Origin of the sequence: Burkholderia sp. BCC1977 (genome assembly GCF_905339595.1) — a bacterium.
Taxonomy (GTDB): Bacteria; Pseudomonadota; Gammaproteobacteria; order Burkholderiales; family Burkholderiaceae; genus Burkholderia.
Window position 1 is genome coordinate 1 of the sequence record NZ_CAJPGQ010000051.1, and the last position, 15,093, is coordinate 15,093.

Annotated in this window: 15 protein-coding genes; 4 read left to right on the forward strand and 11 right to left on the reverse strand. The window is 69.6% G+C overall.

The genetic code is table 11. The features are described 5' to 3' along the window. The first annotated feature begins 58 nt into the window (after positions 1-58). Positions 59-1,309 carry a YbfB/YjiJ family MFS transporter gene (locus U5771_RS29935; RefSeq protein WP_322027314.1) on the forward strand — a complete coding sequence of 417 codons (1,251 nt, stop codon included), beginning with the start codon at positions 59-61 and terminating at the stop codon, positions 1,307-1,309. A gap of 62 nt (positions 1,310-1,371) precedes the next feature. Here the strand turns inward: U5771_RS29935 and hpaC are convergent, their stop codons facing one another. Next, entirely contained in the window at positions 1,372-1,917 is a 546-nt protein-coding gene (gene hpaC / locus U5771_RS29940) for a 4-hydroxyphenylacetate 3-monooxygenase, reductase component (protein ID WP_322027315.1), read from the reverse strand. Positions 1,918-2,251: 334 nt separating this feature from the next. Between hpaC and U5771_RS29945 the strand changes: the two genes are divergently transcribed. Continuing rightward, positions 2,252-2,884, forward strand: coding sequence for a response regulator transcription factor (locus tag U5771_RS29945; protein ID WP_322027316.1), 633 nt, complete (start codon positions 2,252-2,254; stop codon positions 2,882-2,884). Between the two features lie 219 nt (positions 2,885-3,103). Here the strand turns inward: U5771_RS29945 and U5771_RS29950 are convergent, their stop codons facing one another. The 5 genes from U5771_RS29950 to U5771_RS29970 are packed head-to-tail and all read right to left on the reverse strand — an operon-like array spanning position 3,104 to position 7,263. Further along, complete coding sequence (locus U5771_RS29950; RefSeq protein ID WP_322027317.1) at positions 3,104-3,847, reverse strand: SDR family NAD(P)-dependent oxidoreductase; 744 nt, start codon at positions 3,845-3,847, stop codon at positions 3,104-3,106. Positions 3,848-3,903: 56 nt separating this feature from the next. Then, positions 3,904-5,028 (reverse strand): amidase, encoded by a 1,125-nt coding sequence (locus U5771_RS29955; protein ID WP_322027318.1) that lies wholly within the window; start codon positions 5,026-5,028, stop codon positions 3,904-3,906. 32 nt (positions 5,029-5,060) lie between these two features. Further along, positions 5,061-5,630: a nuclear transport factor 2 family protein gene (locus tag U5771_RS29960; RefSeq protein ID WP_322027319.1), complete on the reverse strand. Its 570-nt coding sequence runs from the start codon at positions 5,628-5,630 to the stop codon at positions 5,061-5,063. Between the two features lie 8 nt (positions 5,631-5,638). Next, a complete protein-coding gene (locus U5771_RS29965) occupies positions 5,639-6,016 on the reverse strand; it encodes a hypothetical protein (RefSeq protein WP_021161073.1) in 378 nt (125 codons plus the stop codon). A 53-nt stretch (positions 6,017-6,069) separates the two neighbouring features. Continuing rightward, positions 6,070-7,263, reverse strand: coding sequence for an acyl-CoA dehydrogenase family protein (locus tag U5771_RS29970; protein ID WP_322027320.1), 1,194 nt, complete (start codon positions 7,261-7,263; stop codon positions 6,070-6,072). Between the two features lie 128 nt (positions 7,264-7,391). Here U5771_RS29970 and U5771_RS29975 point away from each other — a divergent pair, with 128 nt between their 5' ends. Then, positions 7,392-8,948, forward strand: a complete 1,557-nt coding sequence (locus U5771_RS29975; protein WP_322027321.1) for an ATP-binding protein — start codon at positions 7,392-7,394, stop codon at positions 8,946-8,948. A gap of 125 nt (positions 8,949-9,073) precedes the next feature. Here the strand turns inward: U5771_RS29975 and U5771_RS29980 are convergent, their stop codons facing one another. From U5771_RS29980 to U5771_RS29990, 3 genes are all read right to left on the reverse strand, one after another. Beyond that, the gene (locus tag U5771_RS29980; protein WP_322027322.1) at positions 9,074-9,460 is read right to left on the reverse strand and encodes a tautomerase family protein; all 387 of its coding nucleotides are present in this window, start codon (positions 9,458-9,460) and stop codon (positions 9,074-9,076) included. Positions 9,461-9,525: 65 nt separating this feature from the next. Then, complete coding sequence (locus tag U5771_RS29985; RefSeq protein ID WP_322027323.1) at positions 9,526-10,029, reverse strand: aromatic-ring-hydroxylating dioxygenase subunit beta; 504 nt, start codon at positions 10,027-10,029, stop codon at positions 9,526-9,528. Next, positions 10,026-11,309 (reverse strand): aromatic ring-hydroxylating dioxygenase subunit alpha, encoded by a 1,284-nt coding sequence (locus tag U5771_RS29990; RefSeq protein WP_322027324.1) that lies wholly within the window; start codon positions 11,307-11,309, stop codon positions 10,026-10,028. Before U5771_RS29990 ends, U5771_RS29985 begins: the two co-directional genes overlap by 4 nt. A 139-nt stretch (positions 11,310-11,448) precedes the next feature. On the opposite strand from U5771_RS29990, the gene U5771_RS29995 reads away from it, so the two are divergent. After that, positions 11,449-12,366 carry a LysR family transcriptional regulator gene (locus U5771_RS29995; RefSeq protein ID WP_322027325.1) on the forward strand — a complete coding sequence of 306 codons (918 nt, stop codon included), beginning with the start codon at positions 11,449-11,451 and terminating at the stop codon, positions 12,364-12,366. Positions 12,367-12,470: 104 nt separating this feature from the next. Here the strand turns inward: U5771_RS29995 and U5771_RS30000 are convergent, their stop codons facing one another. After that, the gene (locus U5771_RS30000; protein ID WP_322027326.1) at positions 12,471-13,451 is read right to left on the reverse strand and encodes a PDR/VanB family oxidoreductase; all 981 of its coding nucleotides are present in this window, start codon (positions 13,449-13,451) and stop codon (positions 12,471-12,473) included. A gap of 156 nt (positions 13,452-13,607) precedes the next feature. After that, positions 13,608-15,005, reverse strand: a complete 1,398-nt coding sequence (locus U5771_RS30005) for an MFS transporter (protein ID WP_322027327.1) — start codon at positions 15,003-15,005, stop codon at positions 13,608-13,610. Positions 15,006-15,093: the final 88 nt, after the last annotated feature.

Genomic DNA, 15,093 nt, shown 5'->3' on the forward strand with positions numbered 1-15,093 from the left:
ACACCGAACACCGAGCACCGGCCCCGTACCTGCCTCGAACCACGATGGAGACACCGCGATGCGCGCAGCGCCGCAACCGGAGCACGCCGGCCGAGCACGGCCGGATGCCGGCGCCACCGAACCCGACCGGATGGCCGCGTGGCGGCTCGCGATCTGCCTGTCGCTCGGCAGCGCGATCGCGCTGGGCCTTGCGCGTTTCTCGTATGCGTTGCTGCTGCCGCCGATGAAGGCCGATCTCGGCTGGACCTTCGCACAGGCCGGCGCGCTGAACACGGCCAACGCGGCCGGCTACCTGATCGGCGCGCTCATCTTCCCGCTCCTGTCGCGACGCTGGCGCGCCGGCACGCTGCTCGCGGCCGGCTGCGCGCTGACCGCGGTGCTGATGGCCGCATGTGGGCTCACGCCCGACATGAACGCGCTGCTCGTCGAGCGGCTCGCGACAGGCGTCGGCAGCGCGCTGATCTTCATCAGCGGCGGCGTGCTGGCCGCGCGGCTCGCGTCCGCGTCGCCGCGCGATGCGGGGCTGCTGCTCGGGCTCTATTACGGCGGCACCGGGTGGGGCATCGTCGCGTCGTCGCTGCTCGTGCCCGCGACGCTCATGCCTCGCGCGCACGGCTGGCAACCGGCCTGGTTCGCGCTTGCGCTCGCATGCGTGCTGTTCTCGGCGATCGCCGCGTCGGCGGCGCGCCGCATCGAGCATGCGCACGCGGCACCGGCCATCCGGCACGACGGCGCCGCGCCGGTGGCGGCCGCGAGTCCCGCGCGCTTCGCACTCGCGCTCGCGGGCTACGGACTGTTCGGCGTCGGCTACATCGGCTACATGACGTTCATCGTCGCGCTGCTGCGCGGCGCGGGGATGAGCGGGACGGTCGTGTCCGCGTTCTACGTGATGCTCGGCGTCGCGACCGTCGTGTCGGCGCGGCTGTGGTCGGGGCTGCTCGACCGGATGCGCGGCGGCCAGGCGCTGGCCGTGCTCAATGCGCTGCTCGGCGTCGCGACGCTGATGCCGGCGCTGTTCGTGCATCCGGCGGCCGCGTTCGCGTCGGGCGTGCTGTTCGGTGCGACGTTCCTGTCGGCGGTCGCGTCGACGACCGCGTTCGTGCGCCACAACCTGCCGCCGGAAGGCTGGGCGAAGGGTATCAGCGCGTTCACGACGATCTTCGCGTTCGGGCAGATCGCCGGGCCTGTCGCGATCGGCTGGGTGTCGGACAGCGCGGGGCTCGCGCGCGGGCTGGTCTATTCGGCACTGACGCTGTTCGCGGGCGCGGCCCTCGCGGCCGGACAGCGTGCCTTGAGGGCGTCAGCGTAGCCGACCCCGGCCCGCGACATCCGGCGAGCCCGGCAACGCTACCGCTACCGCTACCGCTACCGTTACCGCACGCAGGCCGTGCGCGACACGCGATGGAACGCGCGGCTGAAGTAGATGAGGCTGTCGCCGTCATTGCGCACGCGGATCGACGTCGCCTCGATGAACATCACCGAATGCGAGCCGACTTCCTTCATCTCGGCGATCGTGCCCTGCAGGCTCGCGAGCGCGTCGCGCAGCACGGGCACATCCTGCTCGCCGCGATCCCACACCGGCAACGCGAAGCGGCGCTCCATCGGCAGCTCGGTCGTCCCCGCGAAATGCCGCGCGAGCAGTTCGTGCTCGGCCGGCAGCACGTTGATGCACACATGACGATTGCGCTCGAAGATCGCATGCATCGCGCTCGACCGGTTCAGGCACACGAGCAGCGTCGGCGGCGCATCGGTGACGGAACAGACGGCGCTCGCGGTGATCCCGCAGCGGCCGTGCGGCCCCGCGGTGGTGATCACGTTGACGGCCGCGCCGAGGTGGGCCATCGCTTGCCGGAAGGCCTTTTGCGCGTCGGTCGGTTCGGCGCGCGCCGGTTGCGGGGTATCGGTCGTTGCGGACATGGGCGCTCCTGGGTGAATGAGGGCGGCGATCGTGCGTGCCGTGGATGCGGCAGCGGATCGTCGACGATGTCCCAAGCGTACGTCGCGAAAAAGCCGGCGAACATTCGCACGATTGACGATGAGGATGGCGTTCCCGCCAACGCATCTAAAGGTTCTACCTAGATGCGCGGCGCGACGCGCGAAAAAAAGTGCGATCGGGCGTTCGAGCGGTACGTAAAGGGGTATTCAGCGCATTTTCGGCTCGCTATGATGTGCCGCACACCCCCCGACGAACGACGCTTGCCTCACCCGCGGCGCGTGCGATACCGATAGCGATATCTTGCGAGACACCCCGATGACGTCACCCGCTCCGATCGTATACATCGTCGACGACGACAGCGGCATGCGGACGTCGCTCGCCTGGTTGCTCGAATCGGTCGGCATCGCGTCCGAGGGATTCGCGAATGCCGCCGATTTTCTCGCGCGCTTCGACGTGAACCTGCCCGCGTGCCTGGTGCTCGACGTGCGGATGCCGGAGAAAAGCGGGTTCGACGTGCAGGCGGAACTGAACGCGCGTGGCGCGACGCTGCCGGTGATCTTCGTCAGCGGGCACGGCGACATTCCGATGTCGGTGCGCGCGCTGCAGAACGGCGCGATCGATTTCGTCGAGAAGCCGTACAACTCGCAGCAGATGCTCGAGCGCGTGCAACGCGCGCTGCGGCTAGCGCAGCAGCGGCACGCGGTCGACCAGCGTCACCGCGAACTGCGTCAGCGGCTCGATGCGCTGACCGCGCGCGAGAAGGAAGTGCTGCGCGGCGTCGTCGACGGCAAGGGCAGCAAGCAGATCGCGTCGGACCTGTCGATCAGCGTGAAGACCGTCGACGTGCATCGCGCGAGCATCAAGGAGAAGCTCGGCGCGACGTCGATCGCCGCGCTGGTGCGCGACGTGATGGTCGTGTGGGGCGACGACAACGACACGCCGCGCTAGGGCCTGTTCACGCTGATAACGGGCCGGCCCCAAGCGGGATTTTTGGGTGACGGGAACGTGCGTTGCCGGCCGTATTGCGGTGTCGCACGCCGCTTGTTCGGCTCGGCGCAAACGGCGCGCCGTGCGCCTTGCACGACGGCCGTCGACGCACGTTCGCAAGCCCGTTATCGGCGTGAACCGGCCCCGGGGCGTTCGTTCACGCGCCGCAGCGCGCGACGCTCAACGCATGTACAGCCCGCCGTTGATGTCCCAGCACGCGCCGTTCGCGAAATGCGCGTCGCCCGACGCGAGCAGCACGGCCGCATCCGCGACGAAGCCGGCCGACCCGAGCTTGCCGCCCGGCAGGCTCGCGAGCACCTGGCGCAGCTTGTCGGGTGCGACGCTTTCATGGACGATCGGCAGATCGAGCGGGCCCGGCGAGATCGCGTTGACGGTCACGCCCTGCGCGGCGAGGTCGCGCGCGAACACCTTGGTCAGGGTCAGCGTGCCGCCTTTCGCGGCCGCATAGTGCGCGCCCGTCGCCGAGCCGCCGTTCTGCCCGGCGAGCGATGCGATGTTGACGATGCGGCCCGCGCCGCGCGTCGCGAAGTACTGGCCGAACACCTGGCAGCCGAACAGCACGCTGCGCAGGTTCACGTCGATCACCTGGTCGAACTGCTCGGCCGTGATCTCCATCGCGGGCACGACCTTCGATGCGCCGGCATTGTTGACGAGCACGTCGATCGCGCCCCAGCGCGCGACGAGCGCATCGCGCGCGGCTTCGAAATCGCGTTTCGACATGACGTCGAGCGGCAGCGCGAGCGTGCGTTCGCCGCTCGGATCGAGGTCGCGCGCGTGCGCGTGAATGGCGTCGACGGCGATGTCGGCCAGCGCGACGCGATAGCCGGCCGCATGAAAGCGTTCGGCGATGACGGCGCCGAGCCCGCGCGCGGCGCCGGTGACGAGGACGACTCGATCTGACATGGTGCGTGATTCCGTGGTTCGCGGGCGCGTGGCCGAAGCGGCGCCCGCATCGTGGTTCATGCGGCGAGTGCCGCTTCGAAGTGCGCGGCGACCGCGCACACCTGTTCGTCCGCGCCCTTGCGTCCGACGATCTGCAATCCGGCCTTCAGCGGCGTTCCCGCGAGCGGCAGCGGCAGGCTGAGCGCCGGATGGCCGCTCAGGTTGAACGGCCGGATCAGCGACGACATCGCGATGACCGATACGCCGTCGCGTGCCTGCGCAAGCGTGATCGGCAACGCGGGCAAGGTCGGCAGCACCAGCACGTCCGCGCGTTCGAGCGCGGCGTCGACCTGCGCCGTGAAGCGTGCGCGTACGGCTTCCGCTTCCGCGAGCGCGGCCGGCGCCGTCGTCGCGGCCATGCGCAGCCGCGCATCGAGATCGGCGCCGAGCTTGCCGGTTTCGACGAGATGGCCGAAGGCACGCGACGTTTCCGCATTGATGACGGCGAGCCCGGCCGCGAACGCGGCGGGCAGTTCGTCGAGCACGACATCGTGCGCGCGCAGGCTCGACGCACGTACCGCCGCGTCGAGCGCGGCGGCGATGGCCGGATCGGCATCGACGATCACGCGCGCGATCGTGCAGCCGGCAACGGGTGCTGCCGCACGCGCCCGATCGAAGCCCGGCGCGATCGCGGCCATCACGGCCGCGAGCGTGCGGATGTCGCGTGCGAACGGCCCGACGCAATCGAGCGTGGTGTCGGCAGGCGCGACCCCGCGCCGCGACACGCGGCCGAACGTCGGCTTGAGCCCGGCCACGCCGCAGCAGGCAGCCGGTCCGCGGATCGAGCCGCCGGTATCGGTGCCGAGCGCGGCGTCGACCACGCCGAGCCCGACGAGCGACGCCGACCCGCTCGACGAGCCGCCCGGAATGCGCGTCGGGTCCTGCGGATTGACCGGCGTGCCGGTGGTGTCGTTGATGCCCGTCATGCCGAACGCGAGCTCGTGCATGTTCGCCTTGCCGGCGATCTGCCAGCCGGCGTCGAGCAGCAGGCGGACCACGTCCGCGTGCCGCGCGGCGGGCGGCGCGTCCGCCAGCGCGCGGCTGGCCGCGCGGGTCGGATGGCCGGCGATGTCGATCGTGTCCTTGATCGCGACCGTCGGGCCCGGGCCGCCCAGCGTGAAGGTGTCGATGAAGCCTGTCATGGTGCGATGGCGTGCGAGCGCGGTGAAGGGGTTCAGGATTGCGGCGCGGCGGCGAGCGGCCACGGGCCGTCGAGCACGCGCTCGGTGCGGAAATGGCGGATCAGCCAGGTCGCGGCGTCGGCGGCCGGCGCGAAATCGACGGTCAGCCGCGCGGCGATCAGCTCGGCCGTGCCGTCCGCGTGGCGCGATGCCTGCAGCATGATCCAGCGGCCGCGCGCGGTCGCGCGGTCGAGGTCGACGTCGATCGACTCCGACGTCAGGAAGTGCAGGTTCGCCGAGAAATGCGGATCGGGCGGCAGATAGCGGCGCAGCATCGCGACGATCGCGTCCGTGCCTTCGAGGCGGCCGAACTTGCGCGCGTACTGCGGGCCGATGCCTTCCCATATCGCGTCGGCCGTGAACAGCGCGGCGAGCGCCGGGCCGTCGCCGGCATCCTCGGGCACGTCGCACAGCGCCATGTAGCGCGTGATCGTCGCGCGCACCGCGCGTTCGGCATCGAGCGCCGCCACGCGCGGCGTGAGCGCCGCGAGTGCTTCGAGTGCTTCGCGCGCTTCGAGTGCTTCGAGTGCTTCGAGCGCCCGCGTCGAATCGGGTCCGGTCATCGCCGGCCTCACGACGCGGGCTTCGCGGCCGGCGGCACGGTCAGCGCACGGCCGACGCGCGCCTCGATCTTGCCGTAGCGCCACAGGTTGTATTCGCCGACGGGTGTCGTGCGATACAGGTTGCACACCGCGACCGTCGTGTCGAAGTCGGCGACGTCGGCCATGATGTAGAACGTCCACGGCGCACCGTCGGCCTGGCCGACGACGAGGCGGTCGTCATCCATCACGCCGAGCACGCGCACGCCGGGCATCGCCTCGACGGCGGCGAGCATCGCGCCGTACGCTTGCCATACTTCGCCGATCTTCTCGCGCGGCAGGTCGAAGAAGTTTTGCGACACGCCGCAGCAGAACAGCACGCGCAGCGGCAGTGGATTCGAATCGGACATGACAGGGTCTCCTGAAGAATGTGTCGAGCGGTGTCGAAGCGAATCGACGCGGATTACAGATAGCCGGGAAACGGCGTGACGCCGGTGAACACCGCGCCCGCGCCGTCGAAGTTGCCTTCGCCGAGAAACGCGTGCTGCGTGACGACCATCGCGTCGCGCAGCAGGCGCTGCAGCGGATGCGTGCGATAGATCGCGGCCGTGCCGCCGAGGCGGTATGCGTGCTCGACGACGCTCGCGCCTTCGCGGGCGATATGCGTGGCCGCGAGCCGCAGCAGGCTGACCTGCTCGGGCGTGACCGGGTTGCCGGCCAGGATCGATTGCCAGACCGAGTCGGTCGCGTCGTAGAAGAACGCGCGCGCCGAGCGCAGTTGCGCCTCGGCCTTCGCGAGCTCGATGCGGAAGTACGCGCGATCGGCGAGGCGCGGCGCGCCGGTGGTCGTCTGCCGGCCGCCCGACATCCGGTTCGCGACGTCGAGCGCCGCGCGCGCGAGCCCGAGGTTCACGACGGCGAGCACCTGCGCCGCATACGCGACGGTCGGATAGCGGTACAGCGGCTCGTCGACGGTCGGCTCGCCGCCGCGCACGAAGGTCCACGCGTCGGGCACGAAGCGGTCGTCGACGCGCAGGTCGTGGCTGCCGGTGCCTTGCATCCCGACCACGCTCCAGTTCTCGACGATCTCGACTTCACCGGCGCGGAACACGGCCGTGCGCGGCTTGTTCGGCGCGGCGTCCCGCGCGCCGGGCACCGCGATGCCGACGCCGAGCCAGTCGGCGCCCTTGCACCCGCTCGCGAACTTCCACGTGCCGTTCACGCGCCAGCCGCCGGGCGCGGCCTGGGCCGGCTGCACCGGGAACAGCCCGCCCGCGAACACCTGGTCGGGGCCGCTCGCGTACAGCTCGGCCTGCGTGGCGAGCGGCAGCGCGGCGAGATAGACGTTCGCGGAGCCGAAGCTCGCGACCCACGCGGCCGACCCGTCGGCGGTCGCGATCCGCTCGATCATGTCGAGGAACGCGGTCGGCGCCAGCGCATCGCCGCCGAAGCGGCGCGGCGTGCCCGCGCGATAGAGGCCGGCCTCCTTGAACAGCGCGATCACGTCGCGCGGCACGTGCGACAGGCGGTCGAATTCGTCGCGCCGCGCGACGACGGTCTCGATCACCGCGTCGAGCGGCGACACCCGCGCGGCCGCTTCGCGGACCGCATGCGGCGAGGAGGACGCGGCGTCGATGGCGAGGGCGGCGTTGGGCATGACTGTCTCCTGGGGGAAGGGGTTCGAAAGACGATGCAATCAGTCTAGAAACGCCGAAAACACGCAGCAATTGGTGCGTAGGGCCGCGTGACTGGTGTCGCTCCGTGCCGGACTAAAGAAATCTTCAGATGCAGGCCGTGCACGCCGGTGCTATGTTGGACGTCCGGCCGCGCGACGCCGCGCGCCTTCATCCGAATCCGATCATGAGTTTCCCCGACGAAGACGATTTCCATCGGCTGCTCGACGCATTGACCACCTGCGTGCTGCTGCACGATGCGCAGACCAAGGCGATCGTGTGGGCGAACCGCGCCGCGTGCATCGCGCTCGGCTTTTCCGTCGAGGAACTGCTGCCGCTGAAGGCGCCGGACATGACGCGTCCCGAGCCGAAATACCGGCGCGAGATCGGCGTGGGCGCGATGGACCGTGCGATCGCCGAAGGGCGGCCGCAGGTGTACGAGTGGTGCTACCGGTCGCGCACCGGCGTCGACATGCTGTCGGAGGCGATCGCGACCCACGTGCCGCTGCGCGGGCGCGACGTCGTGATGGTGCAGTTCCGCGACATCAGCGCGGAGGAAGCGATCCGTCAGCAGCTGCGCCGCTACGAGGCGCGGCTGCGCGAATTCATGCAGGACCTCGACGAGGGCATCGCGGTCGTGACGCCGCACGGCGGCGCGCAGTTCGTCAGCGAGTCGGGGCGCCGCGTGCTCGGGCTCGCGCCCGACGAGGCGCTCGGCGGCGTGCTCGACTACTGCACCGCGGCCGATCGCGACCGGCTCGTCGCGCAGCTGCACGATGCGCCGTCGACGTGTCCGTCCGAGCCGCAGCGCTATCGCTTCGTGCGGCGCGACGGCTCGGCGTGCTGGCTGCGCATCACGTGCCGGCAGGTCGAGATCGAAGGCGATCTCGACGGTTTGCTCGTGCATTTCCGCGACGTCAGCGACGAAGTCGCGATCGAGGAGGCGCGCCGCGCCGAAGCGCGCATGCTCGAATACGCGGGCCGCTACAACGCGATGGGCGAGATGGCGACCGTGATCGCGCACGAGCTGAGCCAGCCGCTCGCGGCCGTGCGCAACTTCATCGAGGGCGCGGTGCAGCGGCTGACCACGCGCGGCACCGTCGACGATGCGATCTGGGGGCTGCGCAGCGCGGACCGGCAGGCCGAGCATGCGGCGCTGATCATCAAGAGCGTGCGCGAGTTCATCGTGAAGCGCGAGCCGGTCGTCGCGCTCGCCGACCTGCGCGAGATCCTCGCCGACGTCGCGTATTTCATCGAGCTGCGCGCGAAGGAAGCGGGCGTGACGGTCGCGATCGTGCAGGCCGACAGGCCGCTGCCGATTCGCTGCGAGCGCGTGCTGATCGGGCAGGTGATGCTCAACCTGGCCTTCAACGCGATCGAGGCGTTCGCCGGCTGCGAGCGCACGCCGTGCACGCTGACGCTCGGCACCGCGAACGTCGGCGGGCAGGCGGAGCTGCGTGCGATCGACAACGGGCCGGGTATCGCAGAAGGTGCGCACGACCGGCTGTTCGACGGCTTCTCGTCGTCGAAGGCCGGCGGCAACGGGATCGGGCTGTCGCTGTGCAAGAGCATCGTCACGCGCCACGGCGGGCACATCGGCGCGAGCCCGGCCGAAGGCGGCGGGCTCGACTGCCGCGTGACGCTGCCGCTCGTCGACACGCAGGCGTAGCCGGTGCGTCGCGGTGCAAGCGTAACGGGCGCCACGGACATCACGCACGTCACGCGCATCGCGGCCGTCACGCCCATCACGCCCATCACGCACATCGCGGCCGGGCAGCGACGCGCGGCGCACGATCAGCGCCCCAGCGCCCGCGCGGTCTGGCCGCCGATCCCGAAGTCGGTGTTCGGGATGTCCTTGATGATCACGCGCGTCGCCTGCAACGGCGCATCGAGCACGTTCGCGCCGGCGTCCGAGAGCGCGGCGATCAGCGCGCGTTTCTGCGCGTCGGTGCGGCCGGCGATCAGGATCGCGACGATCACCGGCAGCGACGGCGGCGCGCCGTCGGCGGCCGTGCGCCCGCCGAGGCCGATATGGGTCGCGGGCAATTCGGTGAGCAGCACGCGCACCGATTCGATCGGCGCGCCGATCGCGTCGACGGTCGCGTTGCTGAGCCGCGCGATCAGCTCGGCCTTGCGCGCGTCGTCATGGCCGGCCGGCAGGAAAACTTCGAGTGTGGGCATGGTCGTCCGGAAAGGTGAAGGTGACCGGTTCACCGTTGCAGATTCGGCGATGAACCGGCGGCTACTTACAGCAGGAAGCCGATGGCGCTGAGCGCTTCCGTCGAGTCGATCAGGCGCACGACCTTCCCGGCGATCCGCATCTCGCCGTCGGCATCGACGTGCAGCGTGTGCGTGACGTCGGCCGCGAACAGCGTCGCGACGCCGCGCTTGTACGCGACGACGACCTGCGCGGATTTCAGCTCGACGATGCCGGCGCCGCCACTTTCCAGCGTGAAGCGCGACACGGTGCGCACCGTGCGCGCCGCGTCGGTCGCCGACGCCGAGTAACCGGACACCATCCGCTGCACGCGCTTCTCGCGCATGTCCTGATCGTCGAACACGTAGTTGAGCGTCGCCGCGAAGTCGGTCGCGTCGGGATCGATCGGCACCACGTAGTGACCGGCCGGATCCCACAGGTCGAGCCACGCGCGATAGTCGCGGCGGTCGAGCATCTCGGCTTCGCGCCACACGAATTCGACCGCGCGGGCAAAGGTCTGCTCGGAAAAGAGGGCGTTGCGGTCGTCCATCATCGTTGCTCCATCATCTTGCGCCATTGCTGGTAGGCCTCGCGCATGCCGGTCTCGTCGGTCGCATGCGCGGTCTTTTCGCCGTTCGCGGCGGTCGTCTCGCGGTTCAGCCCGCGGTTCACGAGAATCGGCACGTCGGGGCCCGCCTGCGCGCCGCGCTGCACGCGCTCCCACGCTTCCGCGTCGTCGGGGCTGCCGAAGCCGAACGGGCCCTGGAAATGCTCGTGGATGCGCAGCCGTTCGCGATTCGCTTCGTCCGGGCCGCCATCCATTGCGAGCGCGACGTGGCGGATCTCGGTTTCGTTCGCGGAGATCGGCCGCAGCACGCGGAAGAACGCCATCGACAGCGCGAGGTTCGGGAACAGGTTCAGGTTGAAGCCGACCCCCATCAGCGAGCGCACGATGCGGCGCACTGCTTCCGGCGTGTGGCGCTCGGCGAGCTTCGCCGCGAGCGGCGCGAAGCGTTCGGGCAGCGGCGCGCCGTCGTCGTCGTCGAGATCGATCAGTTCGGGCATCAGCACCGCGAGGCTGTGACCGTTGCCGAGCCCGCGGCAGAATGCGTCGTCGCTCGTCATGAAGCTCGTGATCGCCGCGGCCGTTTCATCGTCGATCGATTTCATCCACGACTTGTGCACGACGGGGAAGTGATAGAGGTCGGTCGTGTTCTCGAGCTGGATCTTCCAGTTGCCCTTGAACTTGAACTTGTGCTCGCCGTTCGCCTTGATCGGGTAGCCGGCACCTTGCTTCATGAACAGGTCGATCCACGGCTTCGCGCCGCCGAGGAAATCCTCGAGCGGTTCGATGGCGTCGTTGAAGCTCGCGAAGATCAGCCCCTGGTACACGCCCACGCGCAGCTTGACGAGCGGCAGGTCGCCTTTCTCGCACACGCCTTCGTAGCCGTCGCCGTACGGCAGCGCGCGCAGCGTGCCGTCGAGCGCGTACGACCAGCTGTGATACGGGCACGTGAAGCCCTTCGCGTTACCCTTGTGCGATTCGCACACGGTCGCGCCGCGATGGCGGCAGCGGTTCTGCAGCACGTTGATCTCGCCGGTCTTGTCGCGCACGACGATCACCGGCTGGCGCCCGATCGTCGTCGTGATGAAGTCGCCCGGGTTCGGCAACTCGCTCTCGTGCGCGACCCAGATCCAGGTGCGGTAGAAGATGCGGTCGAGCTCGGCCTCGAACAGCGCGGGGTCGTGATACATCGCGGGCGCGATGCGGTCGGGCTGCACGAAGCCGTGCAACGCGCGGGTGTCGATCGTCTGGGTGGGAATGTCGCTCATCGTCGTCGTGGGGAAAGAGTCGCGAAATCGGGCCGCGTCGCGCGCGGCATCGAGTACTCAGTCTCGTCTCCTGCTACATATCCGTCAAATTGATCTAAAATTGCCAATCAAATAAATACGGCAAATGATGGAGGTCACGATGACATCGGTCGATCATCTCGATCTGAACCTGTTGCGGGTGTTCCAGGCGATCGTCGAGGAGCGCAGCCTGACCAAGGCCGGCGAGCGGCTCGCGCTGTCGCAGCCGGCCGTCAGCTATTCGCTCGGGCGGCTGCGCACGCTGTTCGACGATCCGCTGTTCGTGCGCACGCGCGCGGGGATGCAGCCGACGCCGGTCGCGCTCGAACTCGCGGGGATCGTCGGCAAGGCGCTCGACATGGTGCGGGTCGCGCTGCGCTATGCGGAGCGTTTCGATCCGGCGTCGAGCACGCGCACGTTCCGGCTGTCGCTGTCGGATGCGGGCGAGATGGCGTACCTGCCGGCGATCTGCCAGGCGCTGCGCGCGCGCGCGCCGCGCGTGACGCTGAGCGTGCAGCCGCTGCCGGTGGAGGAGATCGAGGAGGCGCTGCGCGCGAGCCGGCTGGATTTCGCGATCGGCAACCTGCCGGAGCTGATGCCGCGCACGCGCCACCAGGTGCTGTTCGAGGAAACCTACGTGTGCATGACCGGCCGCCGGCGCGGGTTGCCGGCCGGCGCCGCGCTGAGCCTCGAGCAGTTCGTGCGCGCCGCGCACGTCAACGTGAAATCGGTCGAGCACAGCCACCACGCGCTCGACGACGCGTTGCGCGCGCAAGGCGTGGGCCGCAACATCGCGCTCGAAGTGCCGCACTTCGTCGCGCTGCCGAGCGTGCTGTCGGTCACCGATCTCTTTGCGACGCTGCCGAAGCGGCTCGCGCGGATCCTGAACCGCGACAACGCGTTCCGGCTGTACGACCTGCCGGTGATGCTGCCGCCCGCGCCGGTCACGATGCACTGGCATGAGCACTTTCACGAGGACGAGGGGATCGCGTGGATGCGCGCGCTGCTCGCCGAGATCGTCGAGCGGTTCGACGCGTGACGATCGGACAGCGCGCTGGCGGGGCGGCCCTGCGTGTCGGCAGCGCACCGGCGCATGAGTCAATCGGTAGATCGGCGCCTTCGCACGTCAGCGCCCGCTGCGCATCACAGATCGAGGACGAGCACCGCCGAGCGCGCTCGCGACACGCAGCAGCAGATCACCGTGTTGCTCGCGCGTTCGGCCTTGCTGAGGCAGTGGTCGCGATGATCGGGTTCGCCGTCGAGCACCGGCACCATGCAGGTGCCGCACACGCCTTCGCCGCATGACGTATCGACCTCGATGCCGATGCGGGCGAGCGCGTCGACGATCGACGTGTCGGGCGCGACGCGCACCGCTTGCCCGCTGCGTTGCAGGCGCACTTCGAAGCCTTCCGCCGGCGCGGCATCCACAGCGGCGTCGGCCGCGACGGGTTCCGCCGCGAAGCGTTCGAGATGAATCGCATCGTCGGGAATCCGCGTGGCCGCCGCGGCGACGACCGCATCCATGAACGGCCCGGGCCCGCACGTATAGACATGCGCGTTCGCGTCGATCGATTCGACGCAGCGGCCGAGTTCGGCCGCGAGCGCGTCGGGCGCGATCCCGTAATGGAACGTCACGTGCGGCGCGAACGGCTCGGCCGACAACTCGTCGACGAAGGCCGCGTGTTCACGGCTGCGCGCGAAGTAGTGCAACCGGTAACGCGCGCCGCGCTGCTCGAGCGCATACGCCATCGACAGCAGCGGCGTGATGCCGATCCCGGCCGCGACGAGCACATGCTCGCTCGCGTCGTCCGTCAGACGAAACAGGTTGCGCGGCGCGCCGATCGACAATTCGGCGCCGATGCGCACGTCGTCGTGCAGCGAGCGCGAGCCGCCGCGCGACTGCGCTTCCTTCTTCACCGCGAACAGATAGCTGCCGCGCTCGTCGGGACGGCCGCACAGCGAGTATTGCCGCGTGACGCCGGACGGCGCGGTGACGTCGATGTGGGCGCCCGGCTCGTACGCGTCGAACGGCTGGCCGTCGACGCGCGAGACCCGGAAACAGCGGATGTCGTGCGCGGCGTCGATCAGCGCGTCGATCCGGACCTGGTGGCGGTTCGCTTGCATGGGGTGTTCCGTGGGGAAGGGAGGAAACCGGCGCGGCAGGTACCGCGCCGTCATGCAACCGAGAATAGGGATGGGCATCGCATAAATCAAATCGATAAAAAAGCGATGACAGAATCAGTGGGATGGATGATGGTTGATGGCGTCGATCGGCATCGGTCAGCGTGCGGCCACCGCGTTGCCGCCGTCGACGGCCGGGTTCGCCGACGCCGACGCATGGCCGCGCTCGCGGTCGAGACTGCGGCGGTACTGCCGGCATCCGGCCGCCAGCAGCAGCGCGGCGAGCGTGGCCGCCGCGACGTTGACGATCGACATCGAATGGCCGACCGCCGCCGGCACGCCGAACACGCGATCGGTGAACAGCGCGACGACGGTCGTGCCGATCCCGAGCGCGATCAGGTTCGACACGAGCAGGAACAGTGCGGAGATCTGCGCGCGCATCTGGTTCGGCGCGAGCGTCTGCATCGCGGCGGTCGACGTCGGCATCGGGAACGACGCGAAGAACATCGCGACGACGAGCATCGCGAGCGACGCCGGCAGGCTGTCGAGCTGCGTGAACAGCGTCGCGGGAATCACCATGCACGCGGCGCCGATCGCGCCGGCGCGCATCGGCGCATCGCTGCGGCCGCGGCGCAGCAGCCAGTCGTTGAGCCAGCCGCCGCAGAACACGCCGGCCGTGTTCGCGACGAGCAGCACGACGCCGAGCGTGTAGCCGGCTTCGACGGCCGTCATGCCGAAGCGGCGGATATAGAACGCGGGCGTCCAGCTCAGCAGGCAGTACAGCGTCATCGCATAGAACGAGAAGCCGAGGTAGTGGCACGCGAAGGTCGCGCGATGCGTGCCGACGAAGCGCAGCGAATCGCGCATCGACACGCGCCGCACGGCGCCCGAGCGATCCTGCGCGAGCCCCTTGCGCTGCGGGTCGCGCACGGTCGCGGCGAACAGCAGCGCGACGAGGATCCCCGGCAGCCCGACGATCAGGAACGTGACCTGCCACGCATGCACCTGCCCGACGACCGGCAGCGTGAACGCGCTCGCATGCTTGAGCAGCGCGATCACGTAGCCGCCGATCAGGAACGCGACGCCGCCGCCGATGAACGAGCCGAGCGAATACACGGCGATCGCGCGGCCGAGCTTCTCCTTCGGGAAGTAGTCGGCGAGCATCGAATACGCGCCGGGCGACAGCGCGGCCTCGCCGACGCCGACGCCCATCCGCGCGATGAACATCTGCACGAACTGCTGGCTGAGCCCGCACGCGGCGGTCGCGACGCTCCACAGCGCGATGCCGAGCGAGATGATGCGCGGGCGCGCGTAACGATCGGCGAGATACGCGACGGGCAGGCCCATCACCGCGTAGAACAGCGAGAACGCGAAGCCGTTCAGCAGGCTGAACTGCGTGTCGGTCAGGTGCAGATCGCGCTTGATCGGCTCGATCATCAGGACGAGCACCTGGCGATCGACGAAGGAAAAGACATACGCGAGCATGCAGATGACGACGACATACCATTCGTACGTATAGCGCTTGCCGTCGGCAGCGCGGGCCGTGGGTGCGGACATGCGGATTCTCCAGGAGCGGGCGGTGGGGAAGCGCGGCGCGGGCCTCGCGGGCCGGGCGCCGTCGCGGCGCGAAAGCGTGCGGGTGACA

Bases quoted from the DNA above. Each gene is read 5' to 3' on its own strand.
- U5771_RS30005 (WP_322027327.1), bottom strand. From the start codon at position 15,005: ATGTCCGCACCCACGGCCCGCGCTGCCGACGGCAAGCGCTATACGTAC.
- U5771_RS29995 (WP_322027325.1), top strand. From the start codon at position 11,449: ATGACATCGGTCGATCATCTCGATCTGAACCTGTTGCGGGTGTTCCAG.
- U5771_RS29950 (WP_322027317.1), bottom strand. From the start codon at position 3,847: ATGTCAGATCGAGTCGTCCTCGTCACCGGCGCCGCGCGCGGGCTCGGC.
- U5771_RS30000 (WP_322027326.1), bottom strand. From the start codon at position 13,451: ATGCAAGCGAACCGCCACCAGGTCCGGATCGACGCGCTGATCGACGCC.
- U5771_RS29990 (WP_322027324.1), bottom strand. From the start codon at position 11,309: ATGAGCGACATTCCCACCCAGACGATCGACACCCGCGCGTTGCACGGC.
- U5771_RS29985 (WP_322027323.1), bottom strand. From the start codon at position 10,029: ATGATGGACGACCGCAACGCCCTCTTTTCCGAGCAGACCTTTGCCCGC.
- U5771_RS29970 (WP_322027320.1), bottom strand. From the start codon at position 7,263: ATGCCCAACGCCGCCCTCGCCATCGACGCCGCGTCCTCCTCGCCGCAT.
- U5771_RS29935 (WP_322027314.1), top strand. From the start codon at position 59: ATGCGCGCAGCGCCGCAACCGGAGCACGCCGGCCGAGCACGGCCGGAT.
- U5771_RS29960 (WP_322027319.1), bottom strand. From the start codon at position 5,630: ATGACCGGACCCGATTCGACGCGGGCGCTCGAAGCACTCGAAGCACTC.
- U5771_RS29965 (WP_021161073.1), bottom strand. From the start codon at position 6,016: ATGTCCGATTCGAATCCACTGCCGCTGCGCGTGCTGTTCTGCTGCGGC.
- U5771_RS29980 (WP_322027322.1), bottom strand. From the start codon at position 9,460: ATGCCCACACTCGAAGTTTTCCTGCCGGCCGGCCATGACGACGCGCGC.
- U5771_RS29975 (WP_322027321.1), top strand. From the start codon at position 7,392: ATGCAGGCCGTGCACGCCGGTGCTATGTTGGACGTCCGGCCGCGCGAC.
- U5771_RS29945 (WP_322027316.1), top strand. From the start codon at position 2,252: ATGACGTCACCCGCTCCGATCGTATACATCGTCGACGACGACAGCGGC.
- U5771_RS29955 (WP_322027318.1), bottom strand. From the start codon at position 5,028: ATGACAGGCTTCATCGACACCTTCACGCTGGGCGGCCCGGGCCCGACG.
- hpaC (WP_322027315.1), bottom strand. From the start codon at position 1,917: ATGTCCGCAACGACCGATACCCCGCAACCGGCGCGCGCCGAACCGACC.